Here is a 19,553-nt window from a genome sequence, read left to right on the forward strand (position 1 = left end):
GCGCCCGCGACCTCAGCTTTCGCCCTGGGCGGCACCTGCAGCCGCGCCATCGGGCCGCCAGACTTGGCCGATGGAGACCGACTTCAGCTTCTTGCGCCGGCCGTACACCAGGTTCACCAGGCCGCGCGAGAAGAACACCGCCGAGAACATCGAGGTCAGGATGCCGATGCAGTGCACCACCGCGAAGCCGCGCACCGGCCCAGAACCGAAGGCCAGCAGCGCGACGCCGGCGATCAGCGTCGTGACGTTGGAGTCGAGGATGGTGGCCCAGGCGCGGTCGTAGCCGTGGTAGATGGCGGTCTGCGGCGCGGCGCCGTTGCGCAGCTCCTCGCGCACGCGCTCGTTGACGAGCACGTTGGCGTCGATGGCGGCACCCAGCGTGAAGGCGATGGCCGCGATGCCGGGCAGCGTCAGCGTGGCCTGCAGCATCGACAGCACCGCGATCAGCAGCAGCAGGTTGACCGCCAGCGACAGCGTGGAGATCACGCCGAACAGCAGGTAGTAGGCCGACATGAAGATCGCGATCGCGATGAAGCCGTACAGCACGCTGTTGAAGCCCTTGGCGACGTTGTCGGCGCCCAGCGCGGGGCCGATGGTGCGTTCCTCGATGATCTCCATCGGCGCGGCCAGCGAGCCGGCGCGCAGCAGCAGCGCGGTGTCGTTGGCTTCCTGGGTGGTCATGGAGCCGGAGATCTGCACCCGGCCGCCGCCGATCTCGGAGCGGATCACCGGCGCGGTCACCACCTCGCCCTTGCCCTTCTCGAACAGCAGGATGGCCATGCGCTTGTTGATGTTCTCGCGCGTGACGTCGCGGAAGATGCGGGCACCCTTGGCATCCAGCGTGAGGTGAACGGCCGGCTGCTGCTGGTCGTCGAAGCCGGCCTGGGCGTCGGTCAGGTTCTCGCCGGTCAGGATGACCTGGCGCTTGACAATGATGCCGCCGCCGCCGCGCTCGGCATAGCGCTCGGTGCCGAAGGGCACCGGGCCGGTGCCGGCAGCCGCGCTCATCGCGTCGACGCTGTCGTCCACCATGCGCACTTCCAGCGTCGCGGTGCGGCCGATGATGTCCTTGGCGCGCGCGGTGTCCTGCACGCCGGGCAGCTGCACCACCACCCGGTCCAGGCCCTGCTGCTGGATCACCGGCTCGCTGGTGCCGAGCTCGTTGATGCGGTTGTGCAGCGTGGTGATGTTCTGCTTCAGCGCCTGTTCCTGCACGCGGCGCGCGGCCTCGGGCTTAAGGACGCCGGTGAGCTTGACCTGGTCGCCGTCAGCGGCCTCGGTCCATTGCATGTCGGTGACCAGGTCGGTGATCAGCTGGCGGCCGCGGGCCAGCATCTCGGGGTCGCGGAAGCGCACCTCGATGTCGTCGCCAACGCGGTTCACGCCGGCATGGCGCACGTCCTTCTCGCGCAGCGAGGTGCGGATGTCGGAGGTGAGTGCCTCGGCGCGCTTGGTCAGTGCGGCCTTCATGTCGACCTGCATCAGGAAGTGCACGCCACCGCGCAGGTCCAGGCCCAGGTACATCGGCATCGCATGCAGCGAGGTCAGCCACTGCGGCGAGCGCGACACCAGGTTCAGCGCCACGATGTAGGACGGATTGGCCGGGTCGCTGTTGAGGGCCTTGGCCAGCACGTCCTTGGCCTTGAGCTGGGCGTCGGCGTCGGCGAAGCGGGCCTTGACCGAATTGCCTTCGAACTGAACGAAGTCCGGCTTCAAGCCGGCTTGCGCCAGGATCTGCTCGACGCGCTGGGCCAGCGCGGCGTCCGCCTTGACGGTGGCCTTGCCGCTGGAGACCTGCACGGCCGGCGCTTCACCGAAAAAGTTTGGCAGGGTGTAGATCAACCCCACCAGCACGGCGACCACCAGGATCGCGTATTTCCACCACGGATAGCGGTTCATGACGACTCTTCTGCCTCAGGCTGTGCCCGGGCACCCGGGCCCGGCAAGGATGTGCTCGGCGAGCGGCTTACTTGATGGTGCCCTTGGGCAGGACCTGGACCACCGCGCCACGCTGCACCTGGATCTCGACCCCGTTGGAGATCTCCAGGCTCAGGTAGCTTTCGCCGGCCTTGGTGACCTTGCCGAGCAGGCCGCCGGAGGTGACCACCTCGTCGCCCTTGGCGAGCGCCTCGATCATGGCCTTGTGCTCCTTCTGCCGCTTCATCTGGGGACGGATCATGATGAAGTACAGCACGACGAACATCAGCACCAGCGGCAGCATGCTGGTCAGGCTGGACGCAATGCCGCCGGGGGCGGCTGCAGGTGCCGCTTGTGCAAACGCTTCAGAGATAAACACGGCTCAAGCTCCAGGGACGTAGGATAAACATTTGATTGTATGCCGCAGGGCGCGCGACTTTGCCAGCGGTCGCGCGCGGCTGCAACCAAGCGTCGCTGCCGGCTGCCTGGCCGGCATCCTGCGTCCCCGTCGGTCGCCACCGGAGTCGGCTGCGCGCCACGGCCCGGGCTCGGCCGCCCAGAAGCAAAGGGCCGCAGGGAGGCTCCCTGCGGCCCTTCATGCGGACGGCCGGCGCTGTGGCTGCGCCTAGTGGCCGCGGCAGCGGCTCGGCACCCTCAGGCTTGCTTGGCGATCCACTTCGAGAACTCGGGGGTGATCAGCGCGCCCAGCAGCGCCTCGTCGTCGATGCCGCGCAGCTGGCGCAGCTGCACGAAGCCGGCGTTCGGCTCGGCCTCGGCCACCGACTCGAGGTAGCTGAGATCGGAGTTGCCGATGCCGACGAACTGCACATACGTGCGGCGGCGGCGCAGCGTGGCCAGCGTCGCCTCGAAGGCGCTGCGGTCCATGTTCTCGCCGTCGGTGATCAGGAGCACCATCAGCGGCTGCTCGCCCACCGCCTGCTTGGCGTCCTGGCCCGCCTTGTCCTTGGCGCCGAAGAAGCGGCCCAGCGCGCTGGCCTTCTTGCCTTCCACGCCGTAGTAGTGCGCCTCGATGGACTGCAGCACCGGCGCGTAGGCGGTGCCGCCCCACTTCTTCAGCTTGCCGTTGCGCACGATGCGCTTGCTGACGAAGCCGTCGATGCTGTCGGCCTGCACCTGGCCCACATAGCCGAAGCCGTCGTCGAACACCCAGACGTCCAGCAGCTGGTCGCTGTCGAACTTCATCGCCACTGCCAGGCAGCGCTCCACCACCGACTGCACGATGCCGGCGTCGTACTCGTCCTTCATCGAGCCGGAAATGTCGATGGCCAGCGCGACCTGCGACGGGATGGGCGTGATGCCGCGCTTCTGCAGCACGATTTCGGTCTTCTTGACCAGGTTGATCATGGACATGGACAGCTCCCTCTCGGAATGATGTGGATGGCGTGGCGTGCCGCGCTCAGGCCGGGCGGCCGATGGCGGCCTTCAGCTCGGTCTGCAGCGCGCCGATGCGGCGCTCGGCGTCCTGGCGCTGCGCCTGGCCCTCGCGCTGGATGGAGAGCACCTCTTCCACCGTCGAGATCAGCGTCTGCTGCACCTGCTCCAGCGTCTCGATGTCGATCACCGAGCGCTGGTTGGCGCGAGCGGTCTCGACCGAGTTCTGCTTCAGCAGCTCGGCGTTCTTGCGCAGGAACTCATTGGTGGCGTCGTCGATGTTCTTGGCCAGCGCCACGGCCTGGCTCTGCTCGTTGAGCGAGAGCGCCAGCATGAACTGGCGGCGCCAGGCGGGAATGGTGAGTTCCTTGATGTTCTGGAACTTCTCGATGATCGTCTGGTTGTTGCTCTGGATCAGGCGGATCATCGGCAGCGTCTGCAGCGCCGACATGCGCAGCGCCAGCAGGTCCGAGACGCGCTTCTCCAGCCGCTCGGCGAACTGGCGCAGGTCGTTGATGCGCTGTGCCTCGGCGACATCGCCGGGGGCCGGTTGCGCGGTCAGCTGGCCCTGCAGCTCGGCCAGCTTCAGCTTGCCGGCCGCCACCGAGACGCTCAGGCGGCGGAACTCCTCCTGGGTGGCCGCGAAGGCCTGGTCCAGGTCCAGCACCCGCTGGCGCAGGCCGCGTTGCGAGACGTCGACCTCGTTGACCAGCTTCTCGAGCTGCTTGTCAGTGGACTGGAACTGCTGGACCACCGCCTCCTTGCCGAGCTTGAATCGGTCCAGCAGGCCGCCGATCAGCGGCACGCGGCTGCGCTCGCTGCTCAGCGCGCCAAGGTTGATGGACTTGGCGGTGATGACGATCTCGCTCAGCTTGGTGCCGATCTGGCCCAGGTCCTTGTTCTTCACCTGCTCCAGGATGCGGTCGGCGTACTGGGTGGCATGGTTGGCCGCCTCGGAGCCGAGGTCGTGCACCGTCATCGGCTTGGTCTGGTCCAGGCGCTGCGCCAGGGCCTGCACCTGGGCGGCGTCCTGCGGGTTGAGCTGCTGCTCGCTCAGCAGCTGGTCGAGGCTGGGGGCAGCCGGCGCCTGCAGCGGAAAGGCCGGCGCCGGGGCATAGGCCTGGGCCGGCGCATAGGGCGCGGCCGCCGGGGCTACCGTCACGGCGGTGCCCGCCTCGGGCGCATGGCCCACGGGGGCCACGGCGGGCGGGTCCATCGCCAGGGCGGATTTCGGCTTGAAGCTAGTCATAGACTTTCCGGGAAGTGAGGGTCACGAGTTGGCCCAGCTGGTCCATCAGCTGGTGGTGGGTGTCGAGGGCCTGGGCATCGCCGGCGGCCAGTTCCTTCTGCGACTGCAGCGGCGCGAGGAACTGCTGGCGCCACAGCGGCAGCGTGGCGAAGCGCAGCGTCTGCACCCGCTCGGCCACGCCCAGCAGGTGCTCGCGCGACATCTCCAGCTGGCGGCGCGTCATGTCGGCCGAGGTGCGCAGCGTGTAGAGCAGCTGTGCTCGCCGTGCCAGGCGCTCGCGGGTGGCCGGCGGGCGGTGGGCCAGCCAGGGCTCGGCCAGGCTGCAGGCCCAATGGTGGCTGGCCAGCAAGCTGAACTGGTCTTCGTTCTGCTCGATCAGGGCGAGCAGGCGGCCAGCGTCGACCAGCACCTCCTGCTCCAGCCGGGCCAGCTCCTGCAGCCGGGCGTCCAGCGTGCGGTCCAGCGCCTGCAGCCAGCTGGCAGGCGAGCGGGTCAGGCGCTGCAGCCAGCCGGGCTTGGCCTGCGGCCGCACCCGGCCAAGGTCGTCCAGGGTTTCCTTCAGCAGCGCACCGACGCGGGGCAGGTCGGGGTCGATCATGATGGCCAGGGCCTGCTTCAACAGCGCGTCCACCGCCGCTGCCGGTGCCTCGCCGAACTGCAGGATGTCTTCGTCGCGGGCGGCCTCCAGGTCCTTGAGCAGGCGGAACACGGTACGTTGCTGCTGCGCATCCTCCGGTGGCCGGGGCAGCTGCGCGAGTGCAGCCAGGAAGTCGGCCGGCAGCTCCGCCTGGATGGAGGGCGAGAACAAGGCCTTGGGCGGCACCGCGGCGCGGTGCTGCTCGGCCTGGAAGGTGCGCACGGCCGGCGCCGGCTGCGCAGTGACCGACGGCAGCGGCGTGCCAGCGAGCGACCGCTGCACCGGCGCTGCGGCTCCCGGCGTGCCGGTGGCGGCCGGCGGGCGCTGCAGATCGTGGAAGGTGCGGACCGGCGGGGCGCTCATCGCCGGCGCTGCGGCGGCTGGCGCCTCGGCCGGCCGCGACACGCCATGGAAGGTGCGCACCGCCGCCGCCGGCGGGCTGGCAGCCGCTGCGTCGAGCACACCCGGCAGGGGACCGTCCGGGAGGCTGCCGGGCGTCACCGGCGCGGCCTCGGCAGCGGCGCGTGGCCGGGCGTCGGCAGGCGCTGGCGGCGCCGGAGCCTCGGCGCCGGCCGGGACCACCCGTCCCCCGCCGAACAGCGGACGCGTCATGCGTCGCTCCAGGAAGATGAAGGCTGTCGGGCCGTCGGGCCTCAGTTCAGGTAGCCGCCGACGAAGGTGCCCAGGTCCAGCGTGTAGCCGGCACCGACCGCGCGGAACTCCCACTGGCCGTCGGCGGTGCGCACCAGCGAGCCCATCTGCACCGCGGTCTCGCGGCTGAACTGCTCGTCCAGGTCGTAGGTGCACAGCACCTTGCCGGTCTGCTCGTTGTAGATGCGGATGTAGGCGTCCTTCAGCAGGCCGAAGTGCTGGTTGCGCTCGGCCGCCTCGTGGATGGTGACGACGAAGGAGATCTCGCGCACCTCGGCTTCCAGCTTGGGCAGGTCGGCAATCAAGCTCTCGTCGTCGCCTTCGCCGGCGCCAGTGCGGTTGTCGCCGCTGTGCACCAGGGCGCCGTTGGGCGTGGCCTTGTTGTTGTAGAAGACGAAGTGCTGCTCGCTCAGCAGCTTGGGTTCCTGCTGGGCATTCAGGCGGCAGACGAAGGCCGACACGTCGAGGTCGAGCGGCGGCGTCGACTGCGGCAGTTCCCAGCCCAGGCCGATGCGCACGCGGGTGAGCGCCGGCTCGGTCTTGGTCAGGTTCAGGGATCCGCCCTTTTTGAGATTGATGGTCATCAGTACCCTCTTCGATGTGTGCTTACTGCCTGGACGCGGATGTTAGCCGCAGATGCCCGCGGCCTCGCCCCCCAAAAAAGGGGTCGCGTGCGGCAGGTGTGCACTCTACACGGTCACCGCAAGCGGCATGTCCGGCCGCTGCCGATACATCTCCGCGGGTCCCGCTCCCGTATAGTGGCCCGACACGCCGACGCCTGCCGCGAGGTGAGCACCCGCTGGCTGCGCCGACCCTCGTCGCCGGGAGACCGCCGTGGCTCGCATCCTGATCTATTCCGACCTGCACCTGGAGTTCGGCCCCTACACCCCGCCACCCGACCTGGCGTACGACGTGGTGATCCTGGCCGGCGACATCCACACTCCCGGCACCCGCGGCGTGCGCTGGGCGCAGCGCAAGGCGGTGTTCGGCGGCAAGCCGGTGATCTACGTGCCGGGCAACCACGAGTACTACGGCCAGCCACGAGCCATGCAGCTGGCGCTGATGCGCGACATCGCCGCCGGCAGCAACGTGCGGCTGCTGGACCGCGATGCCTGCGAAGTGGCCGGCGTGCGCTTCCTGGGCGTCACGCTGTGGACCGATTTCCGGCTTTACGAGCACCTGGGCATCCCCGGGCCCGAGGCGGCCGAGATCGCCGGCGGCCGCATGAACGACTTCCGCCTGATCCAGGAAGGCCACGAGACCGACGAAGACGGCGCCGAGCCCTTCCGCCCGGAGGACGCGCTGCAGGAACACGAGCTGGGCCGAGCCTGGCTGCAGCAGCAGCTGGCGCAGCCGGCCGCGCCAGGCGACCTGCCCACGGTGGTGGTGACCCACCATGCCCCGACCCCGCGCAGCGTGGCCGAGGCCTTCGACGGCCACCCGCTGTCGCCGGCCTTCGCGTCGGACCTGCCGGCCGAGTTCTTCAACCGGGCCCGGCTCTGGGTGCACGGGCACATCCATGCCAACAGCGACTACCGGGTCGGGGCCACGCAGGTGGTGTGCAACCCGCGCGGCTACTGCGAGCCGCACAGCGAGGTGACCGACAACCCGGGCTTCGACCCGCGGCTGGTGATCACGGTCGACTGAGGCGGTCGAGCCTCAGCCCAGGTAGCCCTCGACGAACGCCCCCAGGTCCAACGTGTAGCCGGCGCCGACCGCACGAAACTCCCAGTGCCGGTCGCCGCTGCGCACCAGCGAGCCCATCTGCACCGCGGTCTCGCGGCCGAACTGGGCGTCCAGGTCGTACAGGCACAGCACCTTGCCGGTGTCGGCGTTGTAGACGCGGATGTAGGCGTCGCGCAGCAAGCCGAAGTGCTGCCCGCGCTCGGCCGCCTCGTGGATGGTGACGACGAAGGAGATCTCGCTGACCGCGTCTTCCAGCTTGGACAGCTCCACCAGCAGGGTTTCGTCGTCGCCCTCGGCATCGCCGGTGCGCTGGTCGCCGCTGTGCCGCACCGAGCCGTTGGGCGTGGCGAGGTTGTTGTAGAAGACGAAGTGCTGCTCGCTCAGCAGCTTGGGCTCGTTGCGGCCATCGAGCCGGCAGACGAAGGCCGACACGTCCAGGTCCAGCGGCGGGATGTTGTCCGGCATCTCCCAGCCCAGGCCGACACGCACGCGCTGCAGCGCCGGCTCGGCCTTGCTCAGGTTGAGGGATGCGCCCTTCTTCAGGCTGATGCTCATCGACGCCTTCTCCGTTCGTCCGTGGAGGAATGAATGTGGCGCGGATCTTAGCCGGCCGAGCAGGAGGGCGGCGGCGAGCAGCCGCCTCAGCCTGCCTGCCAGGCCCGCATGAAGGCCTCGGCCTGCCGGCGCAGCGCCTCGAGCCCGGCCTCGGGCCGGAACAGTGCCCCGCCGATGCCGAAGCCCGTTGCACCGGCGGCCCGCCAGGCGGGCAGGTTCTCGGGCGAGACGCCGCCCACCGGCCACAGCGGCGTGCCGGGCGGCAGCACGGTGGCCAGCGCCTTCAGCCCCGCCGGCCCCAAGGCCTCCGCCGGGAACAGCTTCAAGGCATGGGCACCGGCGCGCAGCGCAGCGAAGGCCTCGGTGGCCGTGAACACGCCCGGGGCCACCCGCAGGCCACGGCCGACGGCGTGGCGGATCAGTGCCGTGTCGGCATGCGGCATCACGATGAGCGAGCCACCAGCGGCCGACACCGCATCCACCTGTGCCGGCTCCAGCACCGTGCCGGCCCCCACCACAGCATCGGGTGGCGCCAGGCGGGCCAGGATCTCGATGCACTCCAGCGCGCCGGGCCGATTCAGCGGCACCTCGATGGCACGAAAGCCGGCTTGCAGCAGCACCTCGCCGGCGTCGCGGGCCTGCAGTGGCAGGAGCCCGCGCAGGATGGCCACCAGTGGCGGCTGCGGCGGCCAGGCCGGCGTGGAGGCCGGCAGCGAAGGCAAGGAAGACGCGCGCCCGGTCATGCTGGTGTCGCTCCCAGGGCCTGCCAGGCGGCCACTTGCACCGCCTCGACGTCCAGCACCTGCGTGCCCAGGCCCAGCAGTTCGCCGCAGCGCGCATGCCAGGCGGCGAGCGCCGGGCTGCCGATCACCCGCACGCTGCCGTCCGGCCTGCCGTGGCGGGCCGCCAGGTCTTGCCATTCGCTGCCCAGCAACAAGCCGCTGAGCCAAGCCGAGGCCAGCTCCCGCCGCAGGTCGCCGGCCAGCACCCGCGCGCGCACGCCGAACAGGCCGTGGCTCAGGGCGCCCTCGCGGGCCGCCGCAAAGCCCTGCTCGAAAGCGCCGGCCGCCCCAGGGGTGCCAGCGACGTCCGCCGTGCCTTGCAGCAGTGGCGCCAGCGTGCCGTGCTGCGACAGCAGGGCGTACAGCTCGCCGCTCAGGTAGGTGCGCAGCACCACCACCCGGCCGCCCTGCAGCCGCACCCACTTGCTGTGGGTGCCGGGCAGCACGTACCAGCCGTCACCGGTGCCGGGCAGTGCCTGGGCACCAAGCAGCTGGGTTTCCTCGCCGCGCATGACGTCCACCGCGTCACCGTCGCGCCAGCGGCAGCCGGGCACGATCCAGCAGTCCGCCGTGCCCGGCACCGGCACCAGCCCGTCGCGCCAGTTCGACAGCGGCAGCCGGGCATCGAGGTAGGCCACCTCGTGCCAGCCCTGGGCACTGCCCACCATGCCGGACATCACCACCCGGCAGCCGCCCGGTGCCAGGCCGAAGCGCTGCAGCAGCGCCACCAGTGCAGCCTCGAAGTGCGGCGCGCAGGCCAGCAGGCCCTGGTCGTCGGACTGTCGAGCGAGCAACGCGCCGTCCCTGAAGTGCCAGGCCCGCCGGTGCGTGCTGCCCCAGTCGATGCCAACCCAGTCCCTCGTGCTCATCGTCCCTGCCCTTTCCGGCCTGCGGCCTCGCACACCCGCTGCAGCAGGCAGAACACCAGCAGCAGCGCACCGATCACGATGCGGGTCCACCAGGAGCTGAGGCTGCCGTCGAACATGATCAGCGTCTGGATGATGCCGAGGATCAGCACGCCGAACAGCGTGCCCGCCACATGCCCCACCCCGCCGCTGAGCAGGGTGCCGCCGATCACCACCGCGGCGATCGCATCGAGCTCCAGCCCCATCGCATGCAGCCCGTAGCCCGACTGCATGTAGAAGGTGAACACCACCCCGGCCAGCGCCGAGCACAGGCCGCTCAGCAGGTAGACCCGCACCACCGTGCGCGCCACCGGCAAGCCCATCAGCACCGCCGAGGCTTCGCTGCCGCCGATGGCGTACACCGTGCGGCCGAACTCGGTCCAGCGTGCGGCGCCCCAGGCGACGAGGAGCACGGCGAGCGCGATGAGGGCACCGGCCGACAGCGCCGCCTCGTCCCCCCACAGCGGCAGCCGCCACTGCGCCACGCCGGCATAGACGTCATGCGTGATGCTGATGGAGTCGATGCTGAGCAAGTAGCACAGCCCGCGCGCCAGGAACATGCCGGCCAGCGTGACGATGAAGGGCTGCAGCCGGAAGCGCTGGATCAGCCAGCCCATGACGGCACCGAAGCCGGCGCCCATGGCCAGCACCAGCGGGATGACCAGCGCCGGGCTCCAGCCGCGCTGCTCCACCAGCACCGCCGACACCATGGTGGACAGCGCCAGCACCGCGCCCACCGACAGGTCGATGCCGCCGGCCAGGATCACAAAGGTCATGCCGGTGGCGACGATGCAGAGGAAGGCGTTGTCGATCAGCAGGTTCAGGAAGACCTGCGCCGAGAAGAAGCCGTCATAGGCCAGGCTGCCGAAGACCGCCATCGCGGTGAAGAGCGAGACGGTGGCGGCCAGCGGCAGCTGCACGGCCGACAGCCAGGCGCCGCGCTGCGCGGGCAGCGGCCCGGCCGCGGGCAGCCCAAGGGGAGTGTCGAGCCGGGCGCTCATCGGGCCACCTCCTGCAGCGGCGGACGCATGACGGCCGTGCGCAGCCAGCGCCGGAAGTCGGCCGACTGCAGCAGCATGACCACGAACACCACGGCCGCCTTCACCACCAGGTTGACCTCGGGCGGCACGCCGATCGAGTAGATGGTGGAGGTGAGCGTCTGGATGATCAGCGCGCCCAGCACGCTGCCGGCCAGCGTGAAGCGGCCCCCGCTGAGCAGGGTGCCGCCCAGTGCGACCGCGAGGATGGCGTCCAGCTCCATCAGCAGGCCGGCGTTGTTGCCGTCGGCGCTCTTGACGTTGGAGCTGACCAGCAGGCCGGCCAGCCCCGCCATCAGGCCGCAGAAGGCATAGACGCAGACGGTGATGAGCCCGGCCCGCACGCCCGCCACCCGGGCCGCGGCCGGGTTGATGCCGATGGCCTGCACGAACAGCCCGAGCGCGGTGCGCGACAGCAGCAGGTGCAGCGCCAGCCACACCGCCGCAGCGATGAACAGCGCAAACGGCAGGCCCAGCAGGAAGCCGTTGCCGATGAAGAAGTAGGGCGCGTAGTAGACCGTGACGATCTGCCCGTTGGTGAGCAGCTGGGCCACGCCGCGGCCGGCCACCATCAGGATCAGCGTGGCGATGATGGGCTGCATGCCGATGCGTGCCACCAGCAGCCCGTTCCACAGCCCGCACAGCAGCGCCACGCCGAGCGCCGCGGCCAGCGCCAGCGGCATCGGGAAGCGGCTGACATGGCGCGGCACGCCATCCTCCACCACCAGCTGGCCGCCGATCATCAGCGCCGCAATGGCGGCCGAGATGGCCACCACCGCGCCCACCGAGATGTCGATGCCACGGGTGGCGATCACCAGGGTCATGCCCAGCGCCACCAGCACCAGGGGCGCCGCGCGGTTGAGGATGTCGACCAGCCCGCCGTAGAGGTGGCCGTCGCGCCATTGCAGCTTGAGCAGCGCCGGGTTGAAGGCGGCGTTCAGCGCCAGCAGCAACAGCAGCGTCAGCGCCGGCCAGCACAGTGGATGGTCCAGCCATCGCCGGAGTGTCGTCATGCGCAGTGCCCTCCCACGATCAGTTCACACACGGCCTGCTCGTCGCTGCCGCCGGGCAGCTCGCCGGCCTTGGCGCGGTCGCGCATCACCACGATGCGGTCGGCCACCCGCAGCACTTCGTCAATCTCGGACGAGATGAACAGCACCGCCATGCCGTCGCGCGCCAGTGCCAGGATCTGTTCCATGATGTCCTGCTTGGCCGCGATGTCGATGCCGCGGGTCGGCTCGTCCAGGATCAACAGCTTCGGCCCGGTGGCCAGCCAGCGAGCCAGCAGCGCCTTCTGCTGGTTGCCACCAGACAGCTGGGCGATCGGCGTGTCGAGGTCGGCCGTGCGGATGCCCAGCGCATCGACATAGCGCCTGGCGAGCTCCTGCTGCTGCCGGCGGCCCAGGCAGGGCCACAGGCCGGTGCGGGCCTGCAGGGCCAGCGCGATGTTCTCGCGCACCGACAGCTCGCCGACGATGCCGTCAGCCTTGCGGTCTTCCGGCAGCAGGCCCAGGCCGTGGCGGATGGCCTCGGTCGGCTCGCCGGTCCGCAGCCGCTGGCCGGCCACCCGCACCTCGCCCTGCTCGGCGCGGTCCAGGCCGAACAGCAACCGCGCCAGCTCGGTGCGGCCGGAGCCGAGCAGGCCGCCCAGGCCCACCACCTCGCCGGCCCGCAGCGCCAGGTCGGTGGGGCGCAGCTGGCCGCGGCGGCCGAGCGCGCTCGCCTGCAGCAGCGGCTCGCCGGCGGGCGGCGCGGCGCCCTGCCGGTCGCGCCCGGCGGCGGCGCGCCATTCGCGGCCCACCATGGCGGCCACCAGCGCGGTGGCGTCGAGGTCGCGGGGCAGGTACTCGCCGACGCACTCGCCGTTGCGCAGCACGGTGATGCGGTCGGCCAGGGCATACACCTGGTCGAGGAAGTGGGTGACGAAGAGGATGGCCAGGCCCTCCTGCCGCAGCCGGCGCAGCACCTCGAACAGGCGCTGCACCTCGTCGTCGTCCAGGCTGGAGGTGGGCTCGTCGAGCACCAGCACGCGGGCCGACACGGCCAGCGCCCGGGCGATCGCCACCATCTGCTGGATCGCCACCGGGAAGCTCGCCAGGCTGCGCCCGACGTCGATGTCCAGGTTCAGCCGGGCGAGCAGGGCCTGGGCCTCGCGCCGCATGCGCGGCCAATCGATGCGCCAGCCGCGCCGCGGATAGCGGCCGGCGAAGATGTTCTCGGCCACCGTGAGGTTGGGGCAGAGGTTCACTTCCTGGTAGACCGTGCTGATGCCCAGCTGCTGGGCCTGCTGCGGCGTGGCGGGCCGGATCGGCCGGCCCGCCAGTGTCATGCCGCCCGCATCCGCCGGGTGCACGCCGGTCAGCACCTTGATGAGGGTGGACTTGCCGGCGCCGTTCTGGCCCATCAGGGCATGCACTTCGCCGCCGTAAAGGCGCAGTGCCACGTCATGCAGCGCCCGCACGCCGGTGAAGCGCTTGCAGATGCCGTGCAGGTGCAGCACCGGTGCTGCGGCGGCCTCCCCGGCAGGGACAGCAGCGGCAGGCGGCAGGGACAGGGTTGCGGGCGGGACCACGGCCGGCTCCCCTCAGCGGCTGCTGCGCTGCTTGTAGCGGTCGAAGATCACCGCCGCCAGCAGGATCAGCCCGCGCACCACGTACTGCGCGAAGGGCGAGATGTTGAGCAGGTTCATCGCGTTTTCCACCGTGCCGAGGATCAGCACGCCGGCGATGACATATGAGATGCGCCCCACCCCGCCCTTGAGCGACACGCCGCCCAGCACGCAGGAAGAGATCACCGTCAGCTCGAAGCCGATGGACGTCATCGGCTGGCCCGAGGTCATGCGCGAGGCGAGCACGATGCCGGCGAAGGCCGACACCAGGCCGCTGAGCGTGAAGATGATGAGCTTGGTGCGCCGCACGTTCACGCCGGCCAGGCGCGCCGCCTCCTCGTTGCCGCCGATGGCCAGCGTGTTGCGGCCGAACACCGTCTTGCCCATCAGGAAGCCGAACACCACGAAGCAGGCCAGCGTCAGCCACACCGGCGTCGGCACGCCGAACAGGTCGGAGTTGCCGATGGCAAAGAATCCTTCCTCGGCGATGCCCACCGCCTTGCCGTCGGCAATGATGTAGGCCAGCCCGCGTGCCATCTGCATGCTGGCCAGCGTGGCGATCAGCGCATTGATCTTCAGCCCCGCCACCACCACGCCGTTGAGCAGGCCGAAGGCCAGGCCCACCGCGAGGCCGGCCGCCACGCCGACGGTGACGCTCTCATAGCGGTTGATGGCCACCGCGCAGGCCACGCCGGCCACCGCCACGACGGAAGCCACCGACAGGTCGAAGTCGCCGGCGGCCAGGCAGAACAGCATGCCGCAGGCCACCATGCCGGCCAGCGACACCGCCAGCGCCAGGCCGCGCATGTTGATGGCCGTGAAGAAGTTCGGCACGAACACGCTGCAGGCCACGAACAGCGCAGCGAACACCAGCAGCATGCCGTAGCCGTCCCACAGCCGCGCCGCATAGCCCGGGCCCGCCGCCATGGCGGGGCCGCGGCCTGCCGCTGCACCGGCCACACCGGGCGGCGTCACACCACTTTGCACATTGTTCATTGGGATCGGTCTCCTCGTTTGCTTGTCCTGCGGACGGCCTCAGGCCGCCCGCGCCGCGCCGGGCTTTCCCAGCATGGCCAGGGCCAGGGCCTTCTCTTCGCTCGCCTCGGCGTGCGACAGCTCGCCCACCAGTTCGCCTTCGCGCATCACCAGCACCCGGTCGGCCAGGCCGAGCGCCTCGGGCAGGTCGCTCGAGGCGAACAGCACCGCCACACCGGTGGCGGCCAGCTCGAAGATCACCTTGTAGATCTCGTGCTTGGCGCCGACGTCGATGCCGCGGGTGGGTTCGTCCAGCAGCATCACCGTCATGTCTTCCGACAGCCAGCGGCCCAGAATCGCCTTCTGCTGGTTGCCGCCGGAGAGGTTCTGGATGGCCTGGTGCGGCGACGGCGTCTTGATGCCCAGGCGGCGGATCATCTTCTGCGCATTGGCCAGCTCCCAGGCCATGTCGATGCGGCCGAGCGGCTTCAGCCGGTCGCGCCGGGCGCTGATGTTGATGTTGTCCAGCACGGAATGGATGGGCACGATTCCTTCGGCCTTGCGGTCCTCGGGGCACAGCATGAGCCCCTGGCGGATGGCATCCGAGGGCGCCGCAATGGCGGCTGGCCGGCCGTCGATGCGGATCTCGCCCTGGCTGGCACGGGTCGCGCCGAACAGTCCCTTCATCAGTTCGGTGCGGCCGGCCCCCACCAGGCCGAACAGGCCCACCACCTCGCCGCGCCGCACCGACAGGTCCACCGGCCGGCGCAGGCCCGGCGCCAGGAAGCCGCTCACCTGCAGCCGCACGTCGCCCAGCGGGCGCGGTGCATAGCCGTAGATGTCGCCGAGGTCGCGGCCCACCATGGCCTGCACCAGTTGCTCGTGGCTGACCTGCGAGATGTCCGGAAAGCTGCGCACCAACCGGCCGTCCTTGAAGACGGTGATCTCGTCGCACAGGCGGTAGACCTCCTCCATGCGGTGCGACACATAGATGACCACCCGTCCCTCGGCCTTCAGCTCGCCGATCACCCGCATCAGCTGGTCGATCTCGCGGGCCGACAGGCTGGAGGTGGGTTCGTCGAAGGCGATGACCTTGGCGTCGCGCGTCAGCGCCTTGCCGATCTCCACCATCTGGCGTTGGCCGATGGAGAGGTGCTTGACGCAGGTGGCCGGGTCGATGTCCAGCCCCAGGCGCTGCAGCTGGGCGGCGGCGCGGGCACGTAGCTCGCGCGCACCCACCACGCCGGCGCGTTGCGGCAGCTGGCCGAGGTAGAGGTTCTCGGCCACCGTGAGCTCCGGCACCAGGTGCAGCTCCTGGTAGATGATGGCCACCCCCTGGCGCAACGCGTCGTCGGTGCCGCCGAAGTGGACCTCGCGGCCGCCCAGCGAGAGGTGCCCGGTGCTCGGCTTGAGCGCCCCGCTCAGGATCTTCAGCAGGGTGGACTTGCCGGCGCCGTTCTCGCCCATCAGGGCATGCACCGAGCCTTCACGGCAGCCAAAGTCGATGTGCTGCAGCGCCGTGACGCCGGGAAAGCTCTTGCCGATGTTGCAGAAACGCAGGTAAGGAGGGGTCATCGCCAGGCGCTCCCGCTGCGGCTCAGGAGCCGAGGCCCTTCTTCTTCAGCTCTTCGCGGAAGTTGTCGCGGGTGATCAGCACCGCGTCGGTCACCTCGACGAACTTCTTCGGCTCCTGGCCCTTCACCACCCAGTCGTGCAGCATCGTGATGCTGGTGCGGCCGTGCACGTCGGGACTGGGCAGCAGCGAGCCGTAGAAGCCGGTGGCCTTGCTCTTGGACAGCTCGTTGACCGCGTCGACGCCATTGATGCCGATGCCGATCACGTTCTCGGCCTTGAAGCCGTTGCCCTCGGTGGCACGCACGCCGCCCAGCACGGTGTTGTCGTTCATGCCCACCACCAGCCAGTTCTTCACGCCGGGGTGCTGCACCAGCAGCGAGTTGCCGGCGTCCAGCGCGCCGGGAATGTCGTTGCTCTTGGTGGGCACGGTGAAGATCTGCTTGGCCGGGAAGCCGGCCGCCTTCAGGGCGGCCATCGCGCCGTCGGTGCGGCGGCGGGCGGTGTCCAGCTCATTGGCGGTGATCACCATTGCGGCGGTCTCCTCGGGCTTCCACTTGCGGCGCTGCATTTCCTTGTACAGCTCAGTGCCCTGGCGCTCGCCGACCTTGCTGGCGGCCATCATCACCAGCGGCACGTCCGTCATCGGCTGGCCCTTGGCATTGACGAACTGGTCATCCACCGTCACCACCTTGAGTCCCAGCGACTTGGCCTTGGCCATGATGGCCGGCCCGAGCTTGGGGTCGGGCGTGCAGATGACAAAGCCCTTGGCGCCGTTGGCGGCCAGGCTGTCGATGGCATTGAGGGTCTTCTCGCCATCGGGCACTGCGATCTTGAGCACCTCGAAGCCGGCCTCCTTGCCGGCCTTCTCGGCGAACGCCCATTCGGTCTGGAACCAGGGCTCCTCTGGCTGCTTCACCAGGTAGCCGAGCTTCTCGGCGGCCTGCAAGGGGCCGGCGGCCAGGGCCACGACGCAGGCGGCGGCAAGGTGCTTGAGCAGGGTTTTCATGGGATGTCATCCTCCGTTGTGGGTATGGGGGCCGGCTCACCACCGGCTTGTGTCGGGCCGGCCGGGCCCGGTGCGCGACCCGGCTCCGGCCTGTGCTGCCCGGCGGCAGCACGGGGCTCGTCAGTACTTGCGCTTGGGGAATTCCTTGGCCGCGACTTCCATCGGGAACACCGACTCCTCGGTGACGATGCGCTTGGGCAGCGTCTTGCCGGCCTTCAGGTCCTTCACCGCCTGCATCAGCTGCGGCCCGAGCAGCGGGCTGCATTCCACCGTGACGTTGAGCTTGCCGGCCAGCATCGCCTCGAAGGCGCCCTTGACCGCGTCGATGGAGATGATCGTGATGTCCTTTGCCGGCTGCAGGCCCGCCTCTTCGATGGCCTGGATGGCACCGATGGCCATGTCGTCGTTGTGCGCGTAGAGCACGTGGATCTTGCGGCCCTCGGCCTTCAGGAACGCTTCCATCACTTCCTTGCCCTTGGCCCGGGTGAAGTCGCCGGTCTGCGAGCGGATGATCTTGTAGCGCGGATCGGCCTTGATCACCTCCTCGAAACCCCTCTTTCGGTCCAGCGCCGGGGCCGAGCCCACGGTGCCCTGCAGCTCCACGATGTTGACGTCGCCGCTGCCGCCCCTGGTCTTCTCCAGCAGCCAGCGCCCGGCCTTGCGGCCTTCCTCCAGGAAGTCCGAGCCCATGAAGCTGACCCACAGGCTGTCGTCTTTCACGTTCACCGCGCGGTCGGTCAGGATGACCGGGATCTTCGCCGCCTTGGCCTCGCGCAGCACGGTCTCCCAACCGGACTCCACCACCGGCGAGAACGCGATCACATCGACCCGCTGCGCGATGAAGGAGCGCAGCGCCTTGATCTGGTTCTCCTGCTTCTGCTGGGCGTCCGAGAACTTCAGCTCGATGCCGGCCTCGCGGGCCGCGGACTTGATCGATTCGGTGTTGGCGGTGCGCCATTCCGACTCAGCGCCAATCTGGCTGAAGCCGAGCACGATCTTCTTCTGCTGGGCCCGTGCCCACAGGGGTGCGGTGGCCAGTCCGGCCAGCACCGTGCGCCTCAATGCGTCCATCTCTCTTGTCTCCTCTTTGGGCGGGAAAAACGCCGCGGCTGGTTGGTCTCGCGGCGGGAAGGGGCCGGTCACGGCATGGTGTAGGCCGTCTTGACGGTGGAATAGAACTCGGCCGCATGGCTGCCCTGCTCGCGCGGGCCGTAGCTGGAGCCCTTGCGGCCGCCGAAGGCCACATGCGGGTCGACGCCGGCGGTCGGCAGGTTGACCATCACCATGCCGACCTGGGCATGGCGCTTGAAGTGGCTGGCCTGCTTGAGCGAGGTGGTGCAGATGCCGGCGCACAAGCCGAAGGGCGTGTCATTGGCCAGGGCCAGCGCATGGGCTGCATCGTCGGCGCGGAGGAGGCAGGCCACCGGGCCGAAGATCTCCTCGCGCGCCACGCGGTGGTGCGGCTCGGCCACGAACAGCGCGGGGCTCATGTAGTGCCCGCGCGTCTCGCGTTCCAGCCGCTCGCCGCCGCACAGCAGCTCGGCGCCTTCGCCACGGCCGATCTCGATGTAGCTCAGGTCCTGCTCCAGCTGCGCGCCGCTCACCACCGGGCCGATCTCGGTGCCGCGCTTGAGCGCATGGTCCACGTTGAGCGCCCGGGTGCGCTCCAACAGGCGCTGGCGGAAGCGGTCGAAGATGCCGGCCTCCACGATCAGCCGGCTCGATGCGGTGCAGCGCTGGCCGGTGGAATAGAACGAGCCCTGCACCGCGCACTCGACGGCCTGCTCCAGGTCGGCATCGGCCAGGACCACCAGCGGGTTCTTGCCGCCCATCTCCAGCTGCACCTTGGCGCGCCGCGCGCTTGCGGTCTTGAGCAGTGCGTCGCCGGTGGGCACCGAGCCGGTGAAGCTGATGGCGTCGATGAGCGGATGCTCCACCATCGCCTGGCCAACCTTGCGGCCGCTGCCCATCACCAGGTTGAACACACCGGCCGGCAGGCCGGAGCGGCTGATGATGTCGGCCAGCGCCCAGGCGCAGCCGGGCACCAGCTCGGCCGGCTTGAACACCACCGTGTTGCCGTGCGCCAGGGCTGGCGCGATCTTCCAGGCCGGAATGGCGAGCGGGAAGTTCCAGGGCGTGATCAGCCCCACCACACCCACCGGCTCCCGGGTGATCTCGACCTCCACCCCCGGCCGCACCGAGGCCAGCCGCTCGCCATGGGCGCGCAAGGCCTCGCCGGCGAAGAACTTGAAGATCTGGCCGGCACGACCGGCTTCGGCCATGCCTTCCGGCAGCGTCTTGCCTTCCTCGCGGGAGAGCAGCCGGCCCAGTTCCTCCTTGCGCGCCAGCAACTCGGTGCCGATGAAGTCGAGCACCTCGAAGCGCCGCATCGGCGTGCTGTGGGCCCAGGCGTCCCGGGCCGCCGCCGCGGCGCGGACGGCTTCCTCGGTCTGGCTGGCGTCGGCCCGGGCGAACTCGCCCACCACGTCGGACAGGTCCGACGGGTTCTCGCTGACGCCGATGGTGACGCCGGTTTCCCAGCGCCCGTTGATGTAGTGCTTGAAGAGTTGGGTCATCG

Annotated in this window: 18 protein-coding genes; 1 reads left to right on the forward strand and 17 read right to left on the reverse strand. The window is 69.9% G+C overall.

Features of this window, described 5'->3' with window-relative positions:
• Positions 1 to 12: 12 nt before the first annotated feature.
• The 6 genes from secD to N7L95_RS12635 all read right to left on the reverse strand — a co-directional run bounded on the left by secD (position 13) and on the right by N7L95_RS12635 (position 6,430).
• Positions 13 to 1,899, reverse strand: coding sequence for a protein translocase subunit SecD (gene secD / locus N7L95_RS12610; RefSeq protein WP_301255595.1), 1,887 nt, complete (start codon positions 1,897 to 1,899; stop codon positions 13 to 15).
• Between the two features lie 67 nt (positions 1,900 to 1,966).
• Positions 1,967 to 2,296, reverse strand: coding sequence for a preprotein translocase subunit YajC (gene yajC, locus N7L95_RS12615; RefSeq protein ID WP_301255596.1), 330 nt, complete (start codon positions 2,294 to 2,296; stop codon positions 1,967 to 1,969).
• A gap of 275 nt (positions 2,297 to 2,571) precedes the next feature.
• Complete coding sequence (locus N7L95_RS12620) at positions 2,572 to 3,288, reverse strand: VWA domain-containing protein (protein ID WP_301255597.1); 717 nt, start codon at positions 3,286 to 3,288, stop codon at positions 2,572 to 2,574.
• Between the two features lie 46 nt (positions 3,289 to 3,334).
• Positions 3,335 to 4,558 (reverse strand): toxic anion resistance protein, encoded by a 1,224-nt coding sequence (locus N7L95_RS12625; protein ID WP_301255598.1) that lies wholly within the window; start codon positions 4,556 to 4,558, stop codon positions 3,335 to 3,337.
• Positions 4,551 to 5,807 carry a hypothetical protein gene (locus N7L95_RS12630; protein WP_301255599.1) on the reverse strand — a complete coding sequence of 419 codons (1,257 nt, stop codon included), beginning with the start codon at positions 5,805 to 5,807 and terminating at the stop codon, positions 4,551 to 4,553. The genes N7L95_RS12625 and N7L95_RS12630 overlap by 8 nt, the downstream gene beginning before the upstream one ends.
• 41 nt (positions 5,808 to 5,848) lie before the next feature.
• Complete coding sequence (locus N7L95_RS12635) at positions 5,849 to 6,430, reverse strand: TerD family protein (protein ID WP_301255600.1); 582 nt, start codon at positions 6,428 to 6,430, stop codon at positions 5,849 to 5,851.
• A gap of 250 nt (positions 6,431 to 6,680) precedes the next feature.
• Between N7L95_RS12635 and N7L95_RS12640 the strand changes: the two genes are divergently transcribed.
• Complete coding sequence (locus N7L95_RS12640) at positions 6,681 to 7,493, forward strand: metallophosphoesterase (RefSeq protein WP_301255601.1); 813 nt, start codon at positions 6,681 to 6,683, stop codon at positions 7,491 to 7,493.
• A 12-nt stretch (positions 7,494 to 7,505) separates the two neighbouring features.
• On the opposite strand, the gene N7L95_RS12645 is transcribed toward N7L95_RS12640, so the two are convergent.
• From N7L95_RS12645 to N7L95_RS12695, 11 genes are all read right to left on the reverse strand, one after another.
• A complete protein-coding gene (locus N7L95_RS12645) occupies positions 7,506 to 8,087 on the reverse strand; it encodes a TerD family protein (protein ID WP_301255602.1) in 582 nt (193 codons plus the stop codon).
• A gap of 86 nt (positions 8,088 to 8,173) precedes the next feature.
• Positions 8,174 to 8,830 carry a 2-dehydro-3-deoxy-6-phosphogalactonate aldolase gene (locus N7L95_RS12650; RefSeq protein WP_301255603.1) on the reverse strand — a complete coding sequence of 219 codons (657 nt, stop codon included), beginning with the start codon at positions 8,828 to 8,830 and terminating at the stop codon, positions 8,174 to 8,176.
• A complete protein-coding gene (locus N7L95_RS12655) occupies positions 8,827 to 9,738 on the reverse strand; it encodes a 2-dehydro-3-deoxygalactonokinase (RefSeq protein ID WP_301255604.1) in 912 nt (303 codons plus the stop codon). The genes N7L95_RS12650 and N7L95_RS12655 overlap by 4 nt, the downstream gene beginning before the upstream one ends.
• On the reverse strand, positions 9,735 to 10,775 hold the full coding sequence (yjfF, locus tag N7L95_RS12660) for a galactofuranose ABC transporter, permease protein YjfF (protein WP_301255605.1): 1,041 nt from the start codon (positions 10,773 to 10,775) through the stop codon (positions 9,735 to 9,737). Before yjfF ends, N7L95_RS12655 begins: the two co-directional genes overlap by 4 nt.
• The gene (locus tag N7L95_RS12665; RefSeq protein ID WP_301255607.1) at positions 10,772 to 11,824 is read right to left on the reverse strand and encodes an ABC transporter permease; all 1,053 of its coding nucleotides are present in this window, start codon (positions 11,822 to 11,824) and stop codon (positions 10,772 to 10,774) included. The genes yjfF and N7L95_RS12665 overlap by 4 nt, the downstream gene beginning before the upstream one ends.
• On the reverse strand, positions 11,821 to 13,365 hold the full coding sequence (locus N7L95_RS12670) for a sugar ABC transporter ATP-binding protein (protein WP_435870100.1): 1,545 nt from the start codon (positions 13,363 to 13,365) through the stop codon (positions 11,821 to 11,823). The genes N7L95_RS12665 and N7L95_RS12670 overlap by 4 nt, the downstream gene beginning before the upstream one ends.
• A 30-nt stretch (positions 13,366 to 13,395) precedes the next feature.
• Positions 13,396 to 14,415 (reverse strand): L-arabinose ABC transporter permease AraH, encoded by a 1,020-nt coding sequence (araH, locus tag N7L95_RS12675; RefSeq protein ID WP_301255608.1) that lies wholly within the window; start codon positions 14,413 to 14,415, stop codon positions 13,396 to 13,398.
• Positions 14,416 to 14,454: 39 nt separating this feature from the next.
• Positions 14,455 to 15,969, reverse strand: coding sequence for an L-arabinose ABC transporter ATP-binding protein AraG (gene araG, locus N7L95_RS12680; protein ID WP_301255609.1), 1,515 nt, complete (start codon positions 15,967 to 15,969; stop codon positions 14,455 to 14,457).
• A 22-nt stretch (positions 15,970 to 15,991) separates the two neighbouring features.
• Complete coding sequence (locus tag N7L95_RS12685; protein WP_301255610.1) at positions 15,992 to 16,975, reverse strand: arabinose ABC transporter substrate-binding protein; 984 nt, start codon at positions 16,973 to 16,975, stop codon at positions 15,992 to 15,994.
• Positions 16,976 to 17,095: 120 nt separating this feature from the next.
• The gene (locus N7L95_RS12690) at positions 17,096 to 18,046 is read right to left on the reverse strand and encodes an ABC transporter substrate-binding protein (RefSeq protein ID WP_301255611.1); all 951 of its coding nucleotides are present in this window, start codon (positions 18,044 to 18,046) and stop codon (positions 17,096 to 17,098) included.
• 68 nt (positions 18,047 to 18,114) lie between these two features.
• Positions 18,115 to 19,551 carry an aldehyde dehydrogenase family protein gene (locus tag N7L95_RS12695; protein WP_301255612.1) on the reverse strand — a complete coding sequence of 479 codons (1,437 nt, stop codon included), beginning with the start codon at positions 19,549 to 19,551 and terminating at the stop codon, positions 18,115 to 18,117.
• Positions 19,552 to 19,553 lie beyond the last annotated feature (2 nt).

The sequence above is a fragment of the Eleftheria terrae genome (assembly GCF_030419005.1).
GTDB lineage: Bacteria > Pseudomonadota > Gammaproteobacteria > Burkholderiales > Burkholderiaceae_C > Caldimonas > Caldimonas terrae.